The following is a 15,070-nucleotide window of genomic DNA, read 5'->3' as shown; positions in this document are numbered from 1 at the left end:
TGGCCTCCCCAGGTCGATCAGAGCCCAACAGTCTGCGGCGTGACTGTCCGGAGTGCATCGGCCACTCTCAGCTGTCCTCACCCGCGCCGTCATCCGCATGCTGCGATAAGCTGAGGCAAAACTGTGTGTGCCCGCGGTCCCGTCGCGATTCGGCCGCCCGACAGTGCGGCACTGTGGTACCTGCTCGGTCAGCGGGAAATCCACGCCAACAGCCCCGGGGACGATTGCCTTCCCCTGGATGCGTTCTCCCGTAGGTCGGTTTTCATGGACCTCAACACCATCACCGACGTAGTCCGGCAGCCGTCCGAGCAGCCAGGCATGGACTGGCACGAGGGCGACGCCTGGCTCGCAGGCGGAACATGGCTCTACTCCACGGAGCAGCCGGACCTGCGACGGCTGATCGACCTGACGGCGTTGCATTGGGAGCCCCTTGTTCCGACGGACGAGGGTCTGGAGATCAGCGCCACCTGCACCATTCGCGACCTGTACGCCTTTCCATGGCCGCAGACCTGGACCGCCGGAATTCTCTTCCGCAAGAGCTGCGAGGCATTCCTGTCCTCGTTCAAGGTCTGGAACGCGGCCACCGTCGGCGGAAACATCTGCATGTCCTTGCCCGCCGGCCCGATGATCACGTTGACGGTCGCGCTCGAGGCGCGGTACGAACTGTGGGCGCCCGACGGCTCCGTACGCTTCGTCGACGCCCTCGATTTCGTCACGGGCGCCCACCGCAACATTCTCGCCCCCGGAGAGATCCTTCGGCGCATCACGATTCCGGAGTACGCGCTGCGCAAACGCACCGCGCACCGTCGCTTCACACTGACCCGGCTCGGCCGCTCGACGGTGTTCCTCGTCGGCACGCAACGTCCGGGAGCGAATGACCTGCTGCTCACCGTCACCGCCGGCACCACACGGCCGGTCCGCATCGCCTTCGTCTCCCTGCCCGATGCCCGGACCCTGCGGCAGAGCATCGACGCCGTGCCTGCCGACGTCTGGTTCGCCGATCCCAACGGGGCCCCGGACCACCGTCTGCACCTGTCACGGCACTTCGCCGAAGAGATCCGCCGCGAACTCACGGCTGGGGACCTGCCATGACCTACATCGTGAACGGCCGCAGATTCGACCGGGAACCGGCTCCGGGCCAGTGTCTGCGCACGTTCCTGCGCGCACTCGGCCACTTCGGCGTCAAGAAGGGGTGCGACGCGGGCGACTGCGGCGCCTGCACGGTGTGGCTGGACGGCGTGCCGGTACACAGCTGCATCACCCCCGCCTTCCGCGCGAACGGCCGTGAGGTGACCACGATCGAGGGCCTTGGGCGGCCAGGCGCCCTGCATCCCATGCAGCGGCAGTTCGAGGACGCCCCGGGATTCCAGTGCGGTTTCTGCACCGCAGGCATGATCATGACGTCGGCGACCTTCACCGAGGACCAGAAGGCGGATCTGCCACGGGCGTTGAAGGGTAACCTCTGCCGCTGTACCGGATACCGGGCGATCGAGGACGCCGTGAAGGGCGTCAGTGCGGTGGAGACGGCAGCACCGGGCAAGGCCGTCGGGACGAGCGTCGGCGCGCCCGCGGGCCATGACGTGGTGACCGGTCACGCCGAGTTCACCATGGACACGCGGATCGACGGCATGCTGCACCTCAAGGTGCTGCACTCGCCCCACGCCCACGCCAGGATCCTCTCGATCGACAAGAGCGCCGCCCTCGCGGTGCCCGGCGTGCATCGGGTCTACACCTGGGAAGACGTACCCCGCAGACGCTTCACCACGGCGATCCACACCGACCACCTGGTCGACCCGGACGACACCTACATCCTCGACGACACGGTCCGCTTCGTCGGCCAGCGCGTCGCCGCGGTCCTGGCCGACACGGTCGGGGCGGCGGAGCAGGGCTGCCGGCGTCTCGCGGTCGAGTACGAGGTGCTACCCGCGGTGTTCGAACCCGAGGCGGCGATGGCCGACGGCGCACCCCAGCTGCACGGCTCCGACGATCCGTTCGTCCGCGACCCCGGCCACAACGTCCTGCTCGAACTCCACTCGCACATCGGTGACGTCGACGTGGGCTTCGCCGCGGCCGACGTGATCCACGAAGGCACGTACTTCTCACCGCGGGTGCAGCACGCGCATCTCGAGACCCACGGCTCGATCGCCTGGATGGAGGACGGCCGGCTGAACGTCCGCACCAGTTCGCAGTCTCCGTCGATCGCGAAGGTCAAACTGGAGTACCTGTTCGCGCTGCGCCCGGACCAGGTGAGGGTGTTCTGCAAGCGCGTCGGCGGCGGATTCGGCGGCAAGCAGGAGGTGATCGCCGAGGACCTGGTCGCGCTCGCCACCCTGGACACCGGACGGCCCACCTGTCTCGAGTACACCCGCGAGGAGGAGTTCACCACGGCCTCGCCGCGCCACCCGATGACCCTGACGGTCAAACTCGGCGCGAAGGCCGACGGAACGCTCACCGCCTTCCAGGTCCGCAACGTGTCGAACACGGGCGCCTACGGCAACCACGGCGGCGAAACGGTGTACGCGGGCGGAGCCGCCGTCATGATCTACCGCTGCCCCAACAAGAAGTACGACGCGTACTCCGTCTACACCAACTCCGTGCCGAGCGGGGCCCTGCGCGGCTACGGCATGACGCAGCCGGCGTTCGCCGTGGAGTCGGCGATGGACGAACTGGCCCGCGCCCTGCACATCGACCCGCTCGAACTGCGCCGGCGCAACATCGTGCGGCCGGGTGAGCCCCTGCTCGCCATGCACGAGGGCCCCGACGACGTGATCTTCACCGAGGACGGACTCGCCAAGTGCATCGACCTGGTGGGCGACGCCCTGGCCCGTACGGCCGACCGGCCGCCGCCCGGCCCCGAGTGGCTCGTCGGAGCCGGCGTGGCGAGTTCCCTGCATGAGACGGCGCCCCCGACGGAACACATCTCCGAGGCCTGGGTCACGCTGGGCGACGACCTGATCTACGAAGTGGCCGTCGGCACCGCCGAGTTCGGGGAAGGGACCTCCACGGCCCATGTCCAGATCGCAGCCGGCCAGCTGGGTACGACGCCCTCGCGGATCCGACTGGTGCAGTCCGACACCGACCGCACGGGATTCGACACGGGTGCCTTCGCCAGCGCGGGCCTCTTCGTGGCGGGCAACGCGGTCCTGCGGGCGGCCAATGCCGTGCGCGACCGCATCCTGCACTTCGCCGCGGCGCACACGGGCGTCCATGTCGTGATGTGCACGATGGACGACGACGGTGTCGTTTGCGGGGACCGCCGGGTGTCGCTGGCCGAACTCGTCGCGCTGGCCCGGATCCGTGGAATCCGTTTCACCGCCGCCCGCAAGGCATACGGCTCACCCCGTAGCGTCACCTCCAACACGCAGGGGTTCCGGGTCGCCGTGCACCGCGTGACAGGTGAGATACGGATCCTCTACAGCGTGCACGCGGCCGACGCCGGGGTGATCATCAACCCGGCGCAGGTCCGGGGACAGGTGGAGGGCGGTGTCGCCCAGGGAATCGGCTTCGCGCTGACCGAGAACCATCAGGTCGACGGCAACGGCGTCATGGCCAACCCGAACCTCCGAAACTACCGCATCCCCACGTACGCCGACATCCCCCGTACCGAGGTCCTCCTGGTGGGCTCGGCGGATTCGGTCGGGCCCCTGCGGGCGAAGGGGATGGCGGAGTGCTGCATCAACCCAGTGGCCCCCGCGCTCGCGAACGCGGTGCATGACGCCACGGGTGTCCGCTACCGTGCGCTGCCGCTGACTCCGGAACGCATTTACGGCCGACTCCCCTCGGAGCAGTCGGTGCCGACAGGTTGAGCCACCATGAACACCGAAAAGAACGTAGCCGCCGCGGCGACGGCGATCATCGGCCAGAAGGTCCTGCCCGGGACGGAGCGGGAGTTCCGGTCATGGCAGGAGGATCTCAACGCCGCGGCCGCCTACTACCCCGGTTTCCTCGGCGCCGAGATCTCCCCGCCGACGGCGCTGCAGTCCGACTGGGTCGTCGTGTACCGGTTCGACTCGGTGGCGCATCTGCAGGCGTGGATCAACAGCGCGACGAGGCAGACGTATCTCGACGTCGGCGCCAAGTACTTCGACGGTCCAGCGACCCAGCAGGTGGTCAGCAGCGGCACCCAGTCACTGGATCCGCTGGTCACCGTGGTGGTCACTCACCGCGTTTCCCCAAACCAGGTCGACGACTTCCTCGCCTGGCAGCACCACATGGTCCAGGAGGAGAGCAAGTTCGAGGGGTTTCGCGGGACCGAGCTCTTCCGCCCCATCGAGGGGCTTCAGGAGGAATGGACCACGCTGTACCGCTACGACAGCGCGGAACACCTCGACGCGTGGCTGACGTCGCCCCAACGGCAGCGGATCCTGGCCGAGGGCGAGAAGTTCAGCGACTTCCAACTGCGTACGATCGACAACTCGTTCGGCAGTTGGTTCGCCTTCGAGGGCAACGGCAAGGAGGCACCGCCGCCACCCTCCGAGACCAGGACCTCCCTCGCAGTCTGGGTCGGCCTGTACCCGACTGTCGTGCTGCTGACGCTTGCTCTGTCCCCGCTGCACATGCCGCTCTGGATCGGCCTGCTCGTGGGCAACCTGCTGTCGAGTTTCCTCATGAGCTTCCTGACCATGCCCTACTACGTGAACCCGATACTCGGGCGATGGCTGCGGCCGGCACCGAACGAACCGGCCAGGGCCAACGTCCGTGGTCTAGGCATCGTCGCGGTGTCGATGGCCCTCTGGGCCGTCGTCTTCTACCTCGTCACGGTCAGGTTCTGGACGCTGCCCTGACCGGCGGCATCGATAGCTGCCGCCCTGAAGCCGAGCGGCTTCTGCACGACGCAGTGCTGGTCGTCCCCTCGCCCGCGGGGATGGCCCCGTCGTTGTCGCGCCATCGACGACGACTACCACCTGATCCACTCAGACTGGGACGCCAGCATTCGCCGGTAAGGGGACGCCCTCGACGCACCTATCGGTCAGGATCACACGTCCGCCGTCACAGCCCAGGTAAGACGGTCTGGTTCGTGCTGCCGAAAGGCGGCTGCCCCGACGACGCAGCGGCCGGGGCCGGGCCCTCCTGCAGCTTCGCGGACAGCCGTGGGGCTGCATGACCGGCCAGATGCCGCGAACGAGAGGGGGCTGGGAGGATCTCGTCGTCGGGCATACGGCATCTTCACTTGCGGACAGTCGCGGCTCACGCGTTGGTCTGATCGGCTGCGGCTCCGAATGCTTCCGCGGTGCCCTCGGCATGCTCGGAAGCGTCGTCGACGAAGCTGTACGGCGGCAGGGGGCCGTTGACGCGGAGCTCGAGGTGGGGGTGGCGCCGGCGCAGTTCGTCGACCGCGGTGAAGAACCCCTGGGCCGAGCCGGCGTCGACCAGGAAGGAAAGATTGGCCAGCCAGCCGGTACTTCGCGGTCCGACGCTGACCGCCGAGGCCGTCGGGCCCAGTTCCCGCTGGAGCAGCTCGGCATCTGCTGCTTCCCGTGCCGTGAGCGCGGCGGCGATCATCTCTCCGAGACGGACCTTGTCCTCGTGCGAGCCTCCGCCGGCCTGTCGGTTCGCTTCCGCCAGGGAGCGGATCTCGTCGTTGTCCTCCACCACCAGCCGCAGCACGGCGTCTTCGTCGTGATGGGCCTTGAGGTTGTACTCCGTCTTGCCGTCCAGCGCCCGCAGCCGCCCCCACAGGTGATCCGCGCGTTCGGCCAGCACCGTGGCAACCGTCGCGTCGTCCGGTGAGACGCTTGCGAACCGTATCGGCAGGACGACGCCGCCTTCCCCGGCCGCGTCCAGCACGCGCTGGTGGGCGAGCAGGTCACGCCGCTTGGGTCGCAGCTCGTCGGGGGCGTCACTGACGAGGGCGGCCAGCTCGTCCTGGCGCACGACGCGTACTGGCCGCGGCGGATCGCCGACGCCGTCCACGTCCACGGGAAGCGAGGGGTTCGAGGCGTGGGTGATCCCGTAGACGTAGGTACTCATCGCCCTTCCTCCCGCTGGCGCGCGGACCGCGTTCCCTGCCTCTGGCGCCCCTCGTCACGGGCTTGCTGGAAGGCCTCGGAGATCGTCTCGGCGGCCCCGGACAACGCTCCCTTGGTCTTGCCGCGAGCGCCGGACTCGGTGAGCTTTCCCGTGAGCTCGGTCAGCCCGGCCGGCTTGCGCGGCCCCGCCTCCAGGTCGAGGCGGTTGCACGCCTCGGCAAACCGCAGATACGTGTCGACGCTGGCCACCACGACCCGTATATCGATCTTGAGTATCTCGATGCCGACCAGGGAGACCCGCACGAACGCGTCGATCACCAGCCCCCGGTCGAGAATGAGCTCCAGCACGTCGTAGAGACCGCTGGAACCTCCACCACCGCCGCCCTGCTGCGTTGCCACCGTCATCACAACCAGCCCCTCGCCATGTTTTCGACGTCCGCCCGCGTGAGCCTCGCCCCGCCACACCCGAGCTCCCGATACGGGAGTGCCGTGCGCATTCCCACAGGGCACCAGGAGCTTCAGCCGCGGGCGAGGTTCTGATTGCGAGTAGCCCCCCGCCCAGGGTGGCAAACATATGTACGAGGCAAGCCGCCGAAACTCGTCCGCAGCCACGCCCTGCCGCTGCTGCCCGCAGGCGCGCACGGGGCTTGCGCTTTCCGTTGCGGCAACTTCTACGGTCATGTGTGTGGCCGGAGAGACCGGCCCGGCGAGGGAGGCACCGGCATGGCCTGGTCGATCGCGGAGGTGGCGCGGATGTCCAAGGTGACATCGCGGACGCTGCGGCACTACGACGAGATCGGTCTGCTGCCGCCCGCATGGATCGGGAGCAACGGGCATCGCTACTACGAGGAGGCCGATCTGCTGCGGTTGCAGCAGATCCTGCTGATGCGGGAGCTGGGCCTGGGGCTGCGCGAGATCCAGGCGGTCCTGAACAGTCAACTCGACCAGGTGGCCGTGCTCCGTGAGCACCACCAACGGCTGCTCGCGGAACGGGACCGGCTGGAGACGCTGGCCCGTACGGTCGGCCGCACCATCGCCGAACTGGAAGAAGGCAGGGATCACGGGAAGATGGCGAAGATCAACAAGCCGGAGAACCTGTTCGAGGGTTTCCAGGCCTCCTCCGAGGCCGAGGCCGAGGTACGGGAGCGGTGGCCGCAGGCGTGGGAGCAGTCCCGGCAGGCAGTCGAGGCGATGAACTCCGAGGACACCGAGCGCTGGCAACGTGAGGTGACGGCGCAGATGATCCGTATGGCGGAGTTCATGGTGGCCGGCACGCCGGTCTCCGACCCCGCGGTACAGGCCGAGGTGGACGTAAACTACCAGCAGATCTGCCGGTTCTGGACCCCGAACGCGGCCGCGTACAAGGGAGTGGGCCAGGCCTATGTCGATGATCCGCAGATGCGGGCCAACTTCGACAAGATCGCCGAAGGTCTCGCCGTCTACCAGCGCGATGCGATGACCGTGTACGCCGACGCCCGGCTGAGCTGACCGATCGGGACTGGCGGCGATCCGTGCGTGGTCGACGCGCCGGGTGGCGGTGTCGGCGGGCCTGTGACGGATGCCGGAGCGGCCTTGCCGGTCCAGGACCGTGGCGGTGGCGTCGTCCGGTAGTGACCCGGCCGTCGCATGGCCGGGGACCGCGCCGGTCATAGTGCGGACCGCACCACCGGGCGTGCGTCGGGGCCTGCGTGGCCGGAGAGCCGCAGGTCAGGGCTGAGCCTGGAGCGCCCCTGCCTCTGGCGTGCCGAGGTCTTCATGCAGCTGCCGGCGCTGGCTGGGGCTGAGGGTGGTGGTGACCGCGGACAGGAGGCCGGCCTCCTGTCCCGCCGCCGCCTCGACGACGCTCCGCACGATGTCCGACCGCACTGCCGGCGGGAGTGCGGGCAGCATCCGCTGAAGGTCGGTGAGAGCTTCCTCGGATGTGCGGGAGGCGCGGAAGGCGGCAAGGACGGCGCCCAGTTCTGTGTCGCTCGCGTACTGCCGCAGGGCCGGCATCGCGACCGTCTCCTCCAGGTGAAGGTGTGCGAGGTAGGCGCTGATGACCTCGTTCAAGGCGAGGTAGAGCGCGTGCTGGGCCTCCGGCAGGGTCTCGGCGGGGGTGCCGGGCAACGAGCGCGCCTGCTCGTCGAGTGTGGCGAAGGCGGCGTCGAGACGTATGTGCTCGGCGTCGAGTGCGTCGGCTGCCTCGGGGGCGCGCTCGCGCAGGAGCTGGTGGATGAAGGCGTCCTCGTGGTCGGCGTGCTCGCGCAGTTCCGCGGTCATGGCCAGGCAGCGCTGGGCCTGCTCGGCGGCGGCTCCGCTGCGGGTGATGTCCGCGGCGCCGAGTTCGGTGGCGAGGGTGAACAGGCGTGCACGCTGTCCCATGTGGACGTTCCGGTAGAGGTCGATCTTCGGCATGGTCTGTCCTTCCGTAGGGCCCGATCCGGTACGATGACAACACATTGTCGCTCTAGCAATATGTTGTCAAGTGAAGGAGTGTGGGATGACGGACGAGGCAGCCCTGCTGATCGCCGACGTCTTCGAGGCAGCCGGGGCCCTGCGCCGGCTCGGCGAGCAGACCGCCGCCACGGAGGGACTCACCCAGGCCCGGTGGCAGGTCCTCAGCGTCGCCTCCGAGGACCCGCTCACGGTGCCCCAGGCCGCGCGTCGCCTCGGCGTCAGCCGTCAGAACGTCCAGCGCGTCGCCAACGACCTCGTCGCCCAGCGCCTCGCCGCCTACGAGTCCAACCCGGACCACCGCGGATCTCCCCTGCTGGTACTGACCCCTCAGGGCAGGGAAACACTCACTCGCGTCACCGCAAGGGCCGAAGAACTGCACCGCACCCTCTTCGCGGCCATTCCCGAAACGGAGATCCGCGCCACCAGAGCATCACTACGCCGTCTGCTGACCGAACTCGACCGCCACGAAGGCAAAGCAGGCGAGCGTTAGCGAAGCCGCGTACCGGAGGAAGCGTTCGGTGACGTGCGTCGGCTCGGGCATGAGCGGCACGTCAAGTGATGTCGCCGAGGCGGGCCGCGCGGGCCCGGAGGTAGCGCTGTTCGGGCAGGCTCAGGGTCTTGGCGGCGGCCGACTCGTAGGCGGCCCGGGCGGCCTCGGGGTCGCCGGCGCGTTCCAGGAGGTGGGCGCGGACCGAGTCCAGGCGGTGACCCGTGGTCAGCTCCGGTGCGAGCAAGTCCAGTTCGGCCAGTCCGGCCGTCGGTCCGTGGACCATGGCTACGGCCACGGCACGGTTGAGGCGTTCGACAGGGCTGGGGACGAGGTGGATGAGGATGTCGTAGAGGCCGAGGATCTCGGGCCAGTCGGTGCTGTCGGGCGAGTCCGCCTCGTCGTGGACGGCGGCGATCGCGGCCCTCAACTGGTAGGGACCCGGACGGCGTTGGGACAGAGCCCAGGTCACCAGGGCCACGCCCTCCTCGATCGCGGCCTTGTCCCAGAGCCCGCGGTCCTGCTCGTCGAGGGGGATCAGTTCGCCGCCCGCCCCGGTCCGCGCGGCGCGCCGGGCGTCGGTGAGGAGCATCAGGGCGAGGAGGCCGGTGACCTCACAGTCGCCAGGCAGCAGACGATGCACCGCACGGGCCAGCCGGATGGCCTCGCCCGCGAGTTCGGCCCGCTGGAGGGAGGCTCCGGAGGTGGCCGTGTAGCCCTCGTTGAAGATCAGGTAGAGCGTGTGGAGGACGGCGGGCAGCCGCTCCCCCCAGTGATCGGGGCGGCCGAAACGCGTGCCCTTCACCCGCTGCTTGGCCCGGCTGATCCGCTGGGCCATCGTGGCCTCCGGCACCAGATACGCGCGGGCGATCTCGGCCGTCGTCAGACCGCCGACGGCCCGCAGCGTCAGCGCGATCTGGGCGGACGGGGGCAGATCCGGGTGGCAGCACAGGAAGAGCAGGGTCAGCGTGTCGTCCTCGGAGGGCGCACGATCGGGGCCGGGCGGCGGCGCGGTGAAGGCGTCGCGCGGGGTGAGCGCCACCGCCTTCTCCTCACGCAGCCGCCGCGCCTGATCGCTGCGCAGCGCGTCCGTGAGCCGCCGCGAGGCGACCCTGATCAGCCAGCCCCGCGGATTGTCCGGAACCCCCGACTCGGGCCACTGGCCGGCCGCTGCCAGCAGCGCCTCCTGTACGGCGTCCTCGGCGGCGTCGAAGTGCCCGTACCGGCGTACGAGCGCACCGAGGACCTGCGGCGCGTGCAGGCGCAGCAGGTCCTCGACCTCGTTGGTACGTCTCAAACCTCTCCCCTGCTCACACTTCGCCGAGCGGCCGGATGACGACGGGGTACGTCTTCGCGCCCTCGGGAACGGGGCACTGGGTGACCCGCGCCGCGATCTCCGTGACCCGCTCCAGGCTCTCGCACTCCAGGAGCCAGTAGCCGGCGATCACTTCCTTGGTCTCGCCGTACGGCCCGTCGGTGATCACCGGCTTGCCGTCCGTGCCGGCGCTGACGAGGCGGGTCCTGGCGGGCTCGGCCAGCCCCTGGGCATCGATGAACTCGCCCGTCTCGGCGAGGTCGTCGTTGATCGCCCCCATGTGCTGGAACATCGCCTGAATGTCCTTCTCGCTCCAGACCGGGAGACCGGCGGCGGGCTTGCCCGCCTGGGCCTCGTAGTCCGCCTGCGTGCCCTGCACCATCACCAGGTACTTCATGAGTCCGCTCCTTCGACTCGGACCGCCCGTCGTGGGCGGCTCTCACAGGGGACGTCGGAGCCGGCCCGCGCTTCTCTACACGATCGCGGAAGTTTTTTCTGGCTCATGGGAAGAGCGCCAGGAGGCCCGCTGCTCGGCCCTGTCGACCGCCGGTCCGCCCTCCGTGGTGGACGAGCTCCGACTCGGTCTCTTCCGCCTCGTTCGCCTGGCACTCAGGGTTCTTGTCCTCCGAGAATATGACCCAGGTCAGGTTCCCGCCTGGAGGCGCAGGCCTGCCAGGGTCAGGTCCAGAGCGGCGAGGAACTGGTCCCGGTCGTCGTGCCCCGCGAACTCGTCGACGATCTGGTGCACGAACGGGAACTCCGCGGCGTCGAGTGAGCGCCACATCGTGGCGAAGCGCCCGAGGAACGCGTCGCGGTCCACCTCACCGTCGAGCAGCTCCTGCGGGATCTCCATTCCGAGGTCGGCGGCCGTACCGACGACGACGCCCGTGATCGCCGAAACGGCGTGGAACCGCTGGCGAGGCGTGAGGTCGAGGCGCAGTGTCTGCTCGCCGAGCTTCTCGTACAGCCTCAAGGTATTGATCTGGACGTCGGTGTTGCGCATGAAGTAGGCCGACAGCCATGGCCGGTCCACGATCGCGTCGAACAGCGTGACGGCCATCGCGCGCAGGTCGGCGATCGGGTCGTCGCTGCTGGGCTGCTCTTCGACGGCGGCCAGGATCTCCCCCACCGCGTGGTCGGTGGCGCGGTCGAGCAGCTCGTCCTTGTTCGCGACGTACCAGTAGATGGTGCCGACTCCGGTGCCGAGCCGGGCGGCCAGAGCGCGGAAGGTCAGCGCCGATCCGCCGGCCTCGTCGAGGAGGGCGACGGTTGCGGCGAGGACGGCCTCCAGGGAGTGCGCAGCGCGCTTGCGCCCACGAGCGGGGGCTGCGGCGGCGGGGCGGGTTCGCGGGGGTGCCATGTCACTCATCCAATCACGACTTGCATGACATCGAACGTCGTTCTACTCTCGAACCACGTTCCATCATCGAACAACGTTCGTTCATCGAATGTTGTTCCACAGAGAGCGTCGTTCGATGTCAGGCGACGTTCGGAGAGGAGGCCGGCCATGACCACGACCACCGAGCCCGCCATATCCCGCACCTACGCGTCGCTGAGCGCGGCGTGGATTCCCCTGGCCGCGCTCTGCCTGGCCTTCTTCGTCGAGATGGTCGACAACACGCTGCTCTCGATCGCGCTGCCCACGATCGGCCGCGATCTCGGCAGCGGCACGACGGCCCTGCAGTGGGTCACCGGCGCCTACTCGCTGACGTTCGGCGGTCTCCTGCTCACGGCCGGCTCCATCGCCGACCGCTTCGGACGCCGCCGCGTGCTGCTGATCGGCCTCGCCATGTTCGGCCTGCTGAGCCTGTGCGTCATCGCCGTCGACTCCACCGGACAGCTCATCGTCCTGAGGGCCGGGCTCGGCGTCGCCGCCGCGGCCATGGCCCCCATCACCAACTCGCTGGTCTTCCGGCTCTTCGACGACCAGGCGCTGCGTATGCGCGCCATGACCCTGATGATCGTCGTCGGCATGTCCGGTTTCATCCTCGGCCCGCTGCTGGGCGGCACCGCGCTCGCCCACGTCAGCTGGCAGTGGCTCCTGCTGATCAACGCGCCGATCGCGTTGATCGCAGCCATCGGCGTGCGGCTCGGCGTCGCGGCGGACGACCCCAAGGGCCTGACCCACGACCGGCTCGACCTGCCCGGCGCAGCCCTGAGCGTGCTGACCATCGGCCTGGCCTGTTACGCGCTGACCAGCGGCGTCGAGCACGGCTGGCTCTCCGCCCTCGCCCTCTCCTCGATCCTCGGCGCCGTGGCCTCGGGCATCGCGTTCTTGTGGCACGAGCGCCGCAGCAAGGCGCCCATGCTGGACCTCAGGATCTTCACCGGCGGTACCGTCCGCGGCGCGGCCATCGCCCAGGTCGGAACGTCCATCGCGATGGCCGGTGCGATGTTCGGGCTCATCCTCCATTTCCAGTACGCCTACGGGTGGAGCCCCGTGCGGGCCGGCCTGGCGAACCTGCCGCTCATCGCGACCATGATCGTCGCGACTCCGCTGTCGGAATGGCTCGCGAAGACGTTCGGCCACCGCATCGCCTGCCTGGTCGGGGCGGCCTGCCTGGCCGGCGCGCTGGCCGGCCTCGCCTGGGGCGTCGGCCACGGGTACGCCGCCATCGCCGTCTGCATGGTCGTGATGACCATCGGGCTGCGCACCGTCATGACGATCTGCGCCATCGCCCTGGTCGAGGCGATGCCGGAAAACCGCACCTCGATCGGCACGGCGCTCAACGACACCGCCCAGGAGGTCGGAACCAGCGTCGGCACCGCCGTGGTCGGCACCATGATCGCCGCCCTGGTCACCACCCGGCTGCCCGCGGGTGTCTGGAGCAGCGACCTCGTGCAGTCGTTCTTCCACGGCGAACGCATCACCTACGCCGTACTGGCGGTGATCGTCGGCCTGATCGCGGGAGGCGGCGCCCTCACCCTCACCGACTCGCACTCCGTCGAAGAGCCCGCCTGAACGACACCCTCTACGGGGCGTATGGCCTCCACCGCCCGCTGGCACGTCACCCGAGATCGTCAACGGCCGGTGGGCCGGTCGCGCAGCGCTCGGCGTGGGTACGGAGCGTTTCGGACCAGGGTGGCAAGTGGTAGGGGGCGTGAGTGCAGTGTCATCGACGGGCTGGCGGCAGGCGCGGCTGCGGATCTAGGTTGAGGTGTGATGTCAGCTCGGTACTGGCGCGGCACCAGGGAGCGGCGGCCGGCGGCCCCCGAGGGGCGGGCCAGGCCGCCTGCCCCGGGCGGTGGGTTGCTGGTGCGGTCGCCCGCGGGGCGGTGGGTGCTGGCGGCGACGGTGCTGGGCTCGGGGATGGCGCAGCTGGACGCCACGGTGGTGAACGTGGCGTTGCCGTCGATCGGACGGAGCCTGCACGCCGGGGTGGGTCCGCTGCAGTTGGTGGTGACCGGGTATTCGGTGACGCTGGCCGCGCTGATCCTGCTGGCCGGCACGCTGGGTGACCGCCTGGGGCGGCGGCGGGTGTTCGTGGCCGGGGTGGTGTGGTTCGCTGTGGCGTCGCTGCTGTGCGCGCTGGCCCCGACGGTGGGTGTGCTGGTCGGGGCGCGGGCGCTGCAGGGCATCGGGGGCGCGTTGCTCACGCCGGGCAGTCTGGCGATCATCGAGGCGAGCTTCGAACCCGCGGAACGCGGCCGGGCGATCGGGGCCTGGTCCGCCCTGGGAGGTGTGGCCGCGGCGGTCGGGCCGCTGATCGGCGGATACCTGGTGCAGACGGTCTCCTGGCGGGCGATCTTCTTGCTCAACCTGCCGCTCGGCGCGGTGGTGTGGTGGCTGGCGGTGCGGCACGTGCCGGAGAGCCGCGACGAGACGGTCACGGGCCGGCTCGACTACCCCGGCGCGGTCCTGATCACCGCTGGGCTTGCCGGGGCGACGTATGCGATGGTCTACGGGCCCGCCCGCGGACTGGGCTCGGCGCCTGTGGCGGTCGCGGCGCTGGTCGGCATCGTGGGGCTGGGCGGATTCGTGCTGGTCGAGCGTCGCAGCGCCCACCCGATGCTGCCGCTGGACATCTTCGCCGCGAGGCAGTTCACCGCTGCCAACCTGGTCACCTTCATCGTCTACGCCGCGCTGGGCGGGGTGTTCTTCCTGCTCGTGGTGGTGTTGCAGGGCGCACTGGGCTACTCGCCGGTCCAGGCCGGCGCCGCGTCGCTTCCGGTGACCGCGCTGATGCTGGGGCTGTCCTCGCGCGCCGGCGCGCTCGCACAGCGGATCGGGCCGCGGATCCCGCTCACCGTCGGGCCGCTGCTGATCGCGGCCGGGATGCTACTGATGACTCGGATCGGGCCCGGTGCGGGCTACGTGTCGGCCGTGCTGCCCGCGGTGGTGGTGTTCGGCCTCGGCCTGGCGGCCACCGTCGCCCCGGTGACCGCCACGGTTCTCGCCGCCGCCGGCCCACGGCACGCCGGGACCGCCTCCGGGGTGAACAACGCGGTGGCCCGTACCGCCGGGCTGCTCGCCGTCGCCCTGCTCCCGCCGATCGCCGGGCTCACCGGTGACACGTTCACCCAGCCCGAAGCGCTGGCCACCGGCTTCCACACGGCCATGCTGGTCACCGCCGCCCTCGCCGCCGCAGGGGGTGTGCTCGCCTGGTTCACCATCTCCAACGAGGTGCTCACCGGCACACCGCCCCGCGATCATCCCCGGTCCTGCCCCCTGGCCGGCCCGCCGGCATACCCGCGGCGACCGTCGAGCTGATTCGGACAGTGGGGGGCCTGGGGACACCTGCGCCCGGCTCACCCACGACGAGGTACGCGACTACAAGCAGCCTGCGGCTGGGGGAAAGGCCGGCGACCTCCGTCGGCCAGGGTGCGTCAGTCGATACGAGCTCGACCCCAGCCGGCCGG

13 protein-coding genes are annotated in these 15,070 nt (G+C 69.7%); 7 read left to right on the top strand and 6 right to left on the bottom strand.

The genetic code is table 11. The annotated features are described in order from the left end of the window. The first annotated feature begins 264 nt into the window (after window positions 1–264). The 3 genes from ACZ64A_RS08365 to ACZ64A_RS08355 are packed head-to-tail and all read left to right on the top strand — an operon-like array spanning window position 265 to window position 4,784. Complete coding sequence (locus tag ACZ64A_RS08365) at window positions 265–1,092, top strand: FAD binding domain-containing protein (protein WP_469809102.1); 828 nt, start codon at window positions 265–267, stop codon at window positions 1,090–1,092. Continuing rightward, window positions 1,089–3,806 carry a molybdopterin-dependent oxidoreductase gene (locus tag ACZ64A_RS08360; protein ID WP_469808988.1) on the top strand — a complete coding sequence of 906 codons (2,718 nt, stop codon included), beginning with the start codon at window positions 1,089–1,091 and terminating at the stop codon, window positions 3,804–3,806. Before ACZ64A_RS08365 ends, ACZ64A_RS08360 begins: the two co-directional genes overlap by 4 nt. Before the next feature lie 6 nt (window positions 3,807–3,812). Continuing rightward, entirely contained in the window at window positions 3,813–4,784 is a 972-nt protein-coding gene (locus ACZ64A_RS08355; protein ID WP_469808987.1) for an antibiotic biosynthesis monooxygenase, read from the top strand. 403 nt (window positions 4,785–5,187) lie between these two features. On the opposite strand, the gene ACZ64A_RS08350 is transcribed toward ACZ64A_RS08355, so the two are convergent. Both ACZ64A_RS08350 and ACZ64A_RS08345 read right to left on the bottom strand, forming a co-directional pair. Further along, window positions 5,188–5,970, bottom strand: a complete 783-nt coding sequence (locus ACZ64A_RS08350) for a GvpL/GvpF family gas vesicle protein (protein WP_469808986.1) — start codon at window positions 5,968–5,970, stop codon at window positions 5,188–5,190. Next, window positions 5,967–6,374, bottom strand: a complete 408-nt coding sequence (locus tag ACZ64A_RS08345; RefSeq protein ID WP_469808984.1) for a gas vesicle structural protein GvpA — start codon at window positions 6,372–6,374, stop codon at window positions 5,967–5,969. Before ACZ64A_RS08345 ends, ACZ64A_RS08350 begins: the two co-directional genes overlap by 4 nt. A 318-nt stretch (window positions 6,375–6,692) precedes the next feature. On the opposite strand from ACZ64A_RS08345, the gene ACZ64A_RS08340 reads away from it, so the two are divergent. Beyond that, window positions 6,693–7,457, top strand: coding sequence for a MerR family transcriptional regulator (locus ACZ64A_RS08340; protein WP_469808983.1), 765 nt, complete (start codon window positions 6,693–6,695; stop codon window positions 7,455–7,457). A 219-nt stretch (window positions 7,458–7,676) separates the two neighbouring features. Here the strand turns inward: ACZ64A_RS08340 and ACZ64A_RS08335 are convergent, their stop codons facing one another. Further along, window positions 7,677–8,366 (bottom strand): hemerythrin domain-containing protein, encoded by a 690-nt coding sequence (locus ACZ64A_RS08335; RefSeq protein ID WP_469808982.1) that lies wholly within the window; start codon window positions 8,364–8,366, stop codon window positions 7,677–7,679. An 85-nt stretch (window positions 8,367–8,451) separates the two neighbouring features. Here ACZ64A_RS08335 and ACZ64A_RS08330 point away from each other — a divergent pair, with 85 nt between their 5' ends. After that, window positions 8,452–8,898 (top strand): MarR family winged helix-turn-helix transcriptional regulator, encoded by a 447-nt coding sequence (locus tag ACZ64A_RS08330; protein WP_469808981.1) that lies wholly within the window; start codon window positions 8,452–8,454, stop codon window positions 8,896–8,898. A 61-nt stretch (window positions 8,899–8,959) separates the two neighbouring features. On the opposite strand, the gene ACZ64A_RS08325 is transcribed toward ACZ64A_RS08330, so the two are convergent. The 3 genes from ACZ64A_RS08325 to ACZ64A_RS08315 form a co-directional block, all read right to left on the bottom strand. Beyond that, window positions 8,960–10,192 (bottom strand): RNA polymerase sigma factor, encoded by a 1,233-nt coding sequence (locus tag ACZ64A_RS08325; protein WP_469808979.1) that lies wholly within the window; start codon window positions 10,190–10,192, stop codon window positions 8,960–8,962. 13 nt (window positions 10,193–10,205) lie between these two features. Beyond that, window positions 10,206–10,607: a YciI family protein gene (locus tag ACZ64A_RS08320; protein WP_469808978.1), complete on the bottom strand. Its 402-nt coding sequence runs from the start codon at window positions 10,605–10,607 to the stop codon at window positions 10,206–10,208. A gap of 246 nt (window positions 10,608–10,853) precedes the next feature. Beyond that, window positions 10,854–11,501 (bottom strand): TetR/AcrR family transcriptional regulator, encoded by a 648-nt coding sequence (locus ACZ64A_RS08315; protein WP_469809100.1) that lies wholly within the window; start codon window positions 11,499–11,501, stop codon window positions 10,854–10,856. A gap of 216 nt (window positions 11,502–11,717) precedes the next feature. Here ACZ64A_RS08315 and ACZ64A_RS08310 point away from each other — a divergent pair, with 216 nt between their 5' ends. Both ACZ64A_RS08310 and ACZ64A_RS08305 read left to right on the top strand, forming a co-directional pair. Then, window positions 11,718–13,172 (top strand): MFS transporter, encoded by a 1,455-nt coding sequence (locus tag ACZ64A_RS08310; RefSeq protein WP_469808977.1) that lies wholly within the window; start codon window positions 11,718–11,720, stop codon window positions 13,170–13,172. A gap of 201 nt (window positions 13,173–13,373) precedes the next feature. After that, the gene (locus tag ACZ64A_RS08305; RefSeq protein ID WP_469808976.1) at window positions 13,374–14,921 is read left to right on the top strand and encodes an MFS transporter; all 1,548 of its coding nucleotides are present in this window, start codon (window positions 13,374–13,376) and stop codon (window positions 14,919–14,921) included. Window positions 14,922–15,070: the final 149 nt, after the last annotated feature.

Source organism: Streptomyces sp. NPDC104814, assembly GCF_055583185.1.
This window is presented reverse-complemented; position numbering and strand designations above follow the sequence as displayed.

Bases quoted from the DNA above. Each gene is read 5' to 3' on its own strand.
- ACZ64A_RS08310 (WP_469808977.1), top strand. From the start codon at position 11,718: ATGACCACGACCACCGAGCCCGCCATATCCCGCACCTACGCGTCGCTG.
- ACZ64A_RS08340 (WP_469808983.1), top strand. From the start codon at position 6,693: ATGGCCTGGTCGATCGCGGAGGTGGCGCGGATGTCCAAGGTGACATCG.
- ACZ64A_RS08350 (WP_469808986.1), bottom strand. From the start codon at position 5,970: ATGAGTACCTACGTCTACGGGATCACCCACGCCTCGAACCCCTCGCTT.
- ACZ64A_RS08355 (WP_469808987.1), top strand. From the start codon at position 3,813: ATGAACACCGAAAAGAACGTAGCCGCCGCGGCGACGGCGATCATCGGC.
- ACZ64A_RS08305 (WP_469808976.1), top strand. From the start codon at position 13,374: ATGTCAGCTCGGTACTGGCGCGGCACCAGGGAGCGGCGGCCGGCGGCC.
- ACZ64A_RS08360 (WP_469808988.1), top strand. From the start codon at position 1,089: ATGACCTACATCGTGAACGGCCGCAGATTCGACCGGGAACCGGCTCCG.
- ACZ64A_RS08335 (WP_469808982.1), bottom strand. From the start codon at position 8,366: ATGCCGAAGATCGACCTCTACCGGAACGTCCACATGGGACAGCGTGCA.
- ACZ64A_RS08320 (WP_469808978.1), bottom strand. From the start codon at position 10,607: ATGAAGTACCTGGTGATGGTGCAGGGCACGCAGGCGGACTACGAGGCC.
- ACZ64A_RS08345 (WP_469808984.1), bottom strand. From the start codon at position 6,374: ATGACGGTGGCAACGCAGCAGGGCGGCGGTGGTGGAGGTTCCAGCGGT.
- ACZ64A_RS08330 (WP_469808981.1), top strand. From the start codon at position 8,452: ATGACGGACGAGGCAGCCCTGCTGATCGCCGACGTCTTCGAGGCAGCC.
- ACZ64A_RS08365 (WP_469809102.1), top strand. From the start codon at position 265: ATGGACCTCAACACCATCACCGACGTAGTCCGGCAGCCGTCCGAGCAG.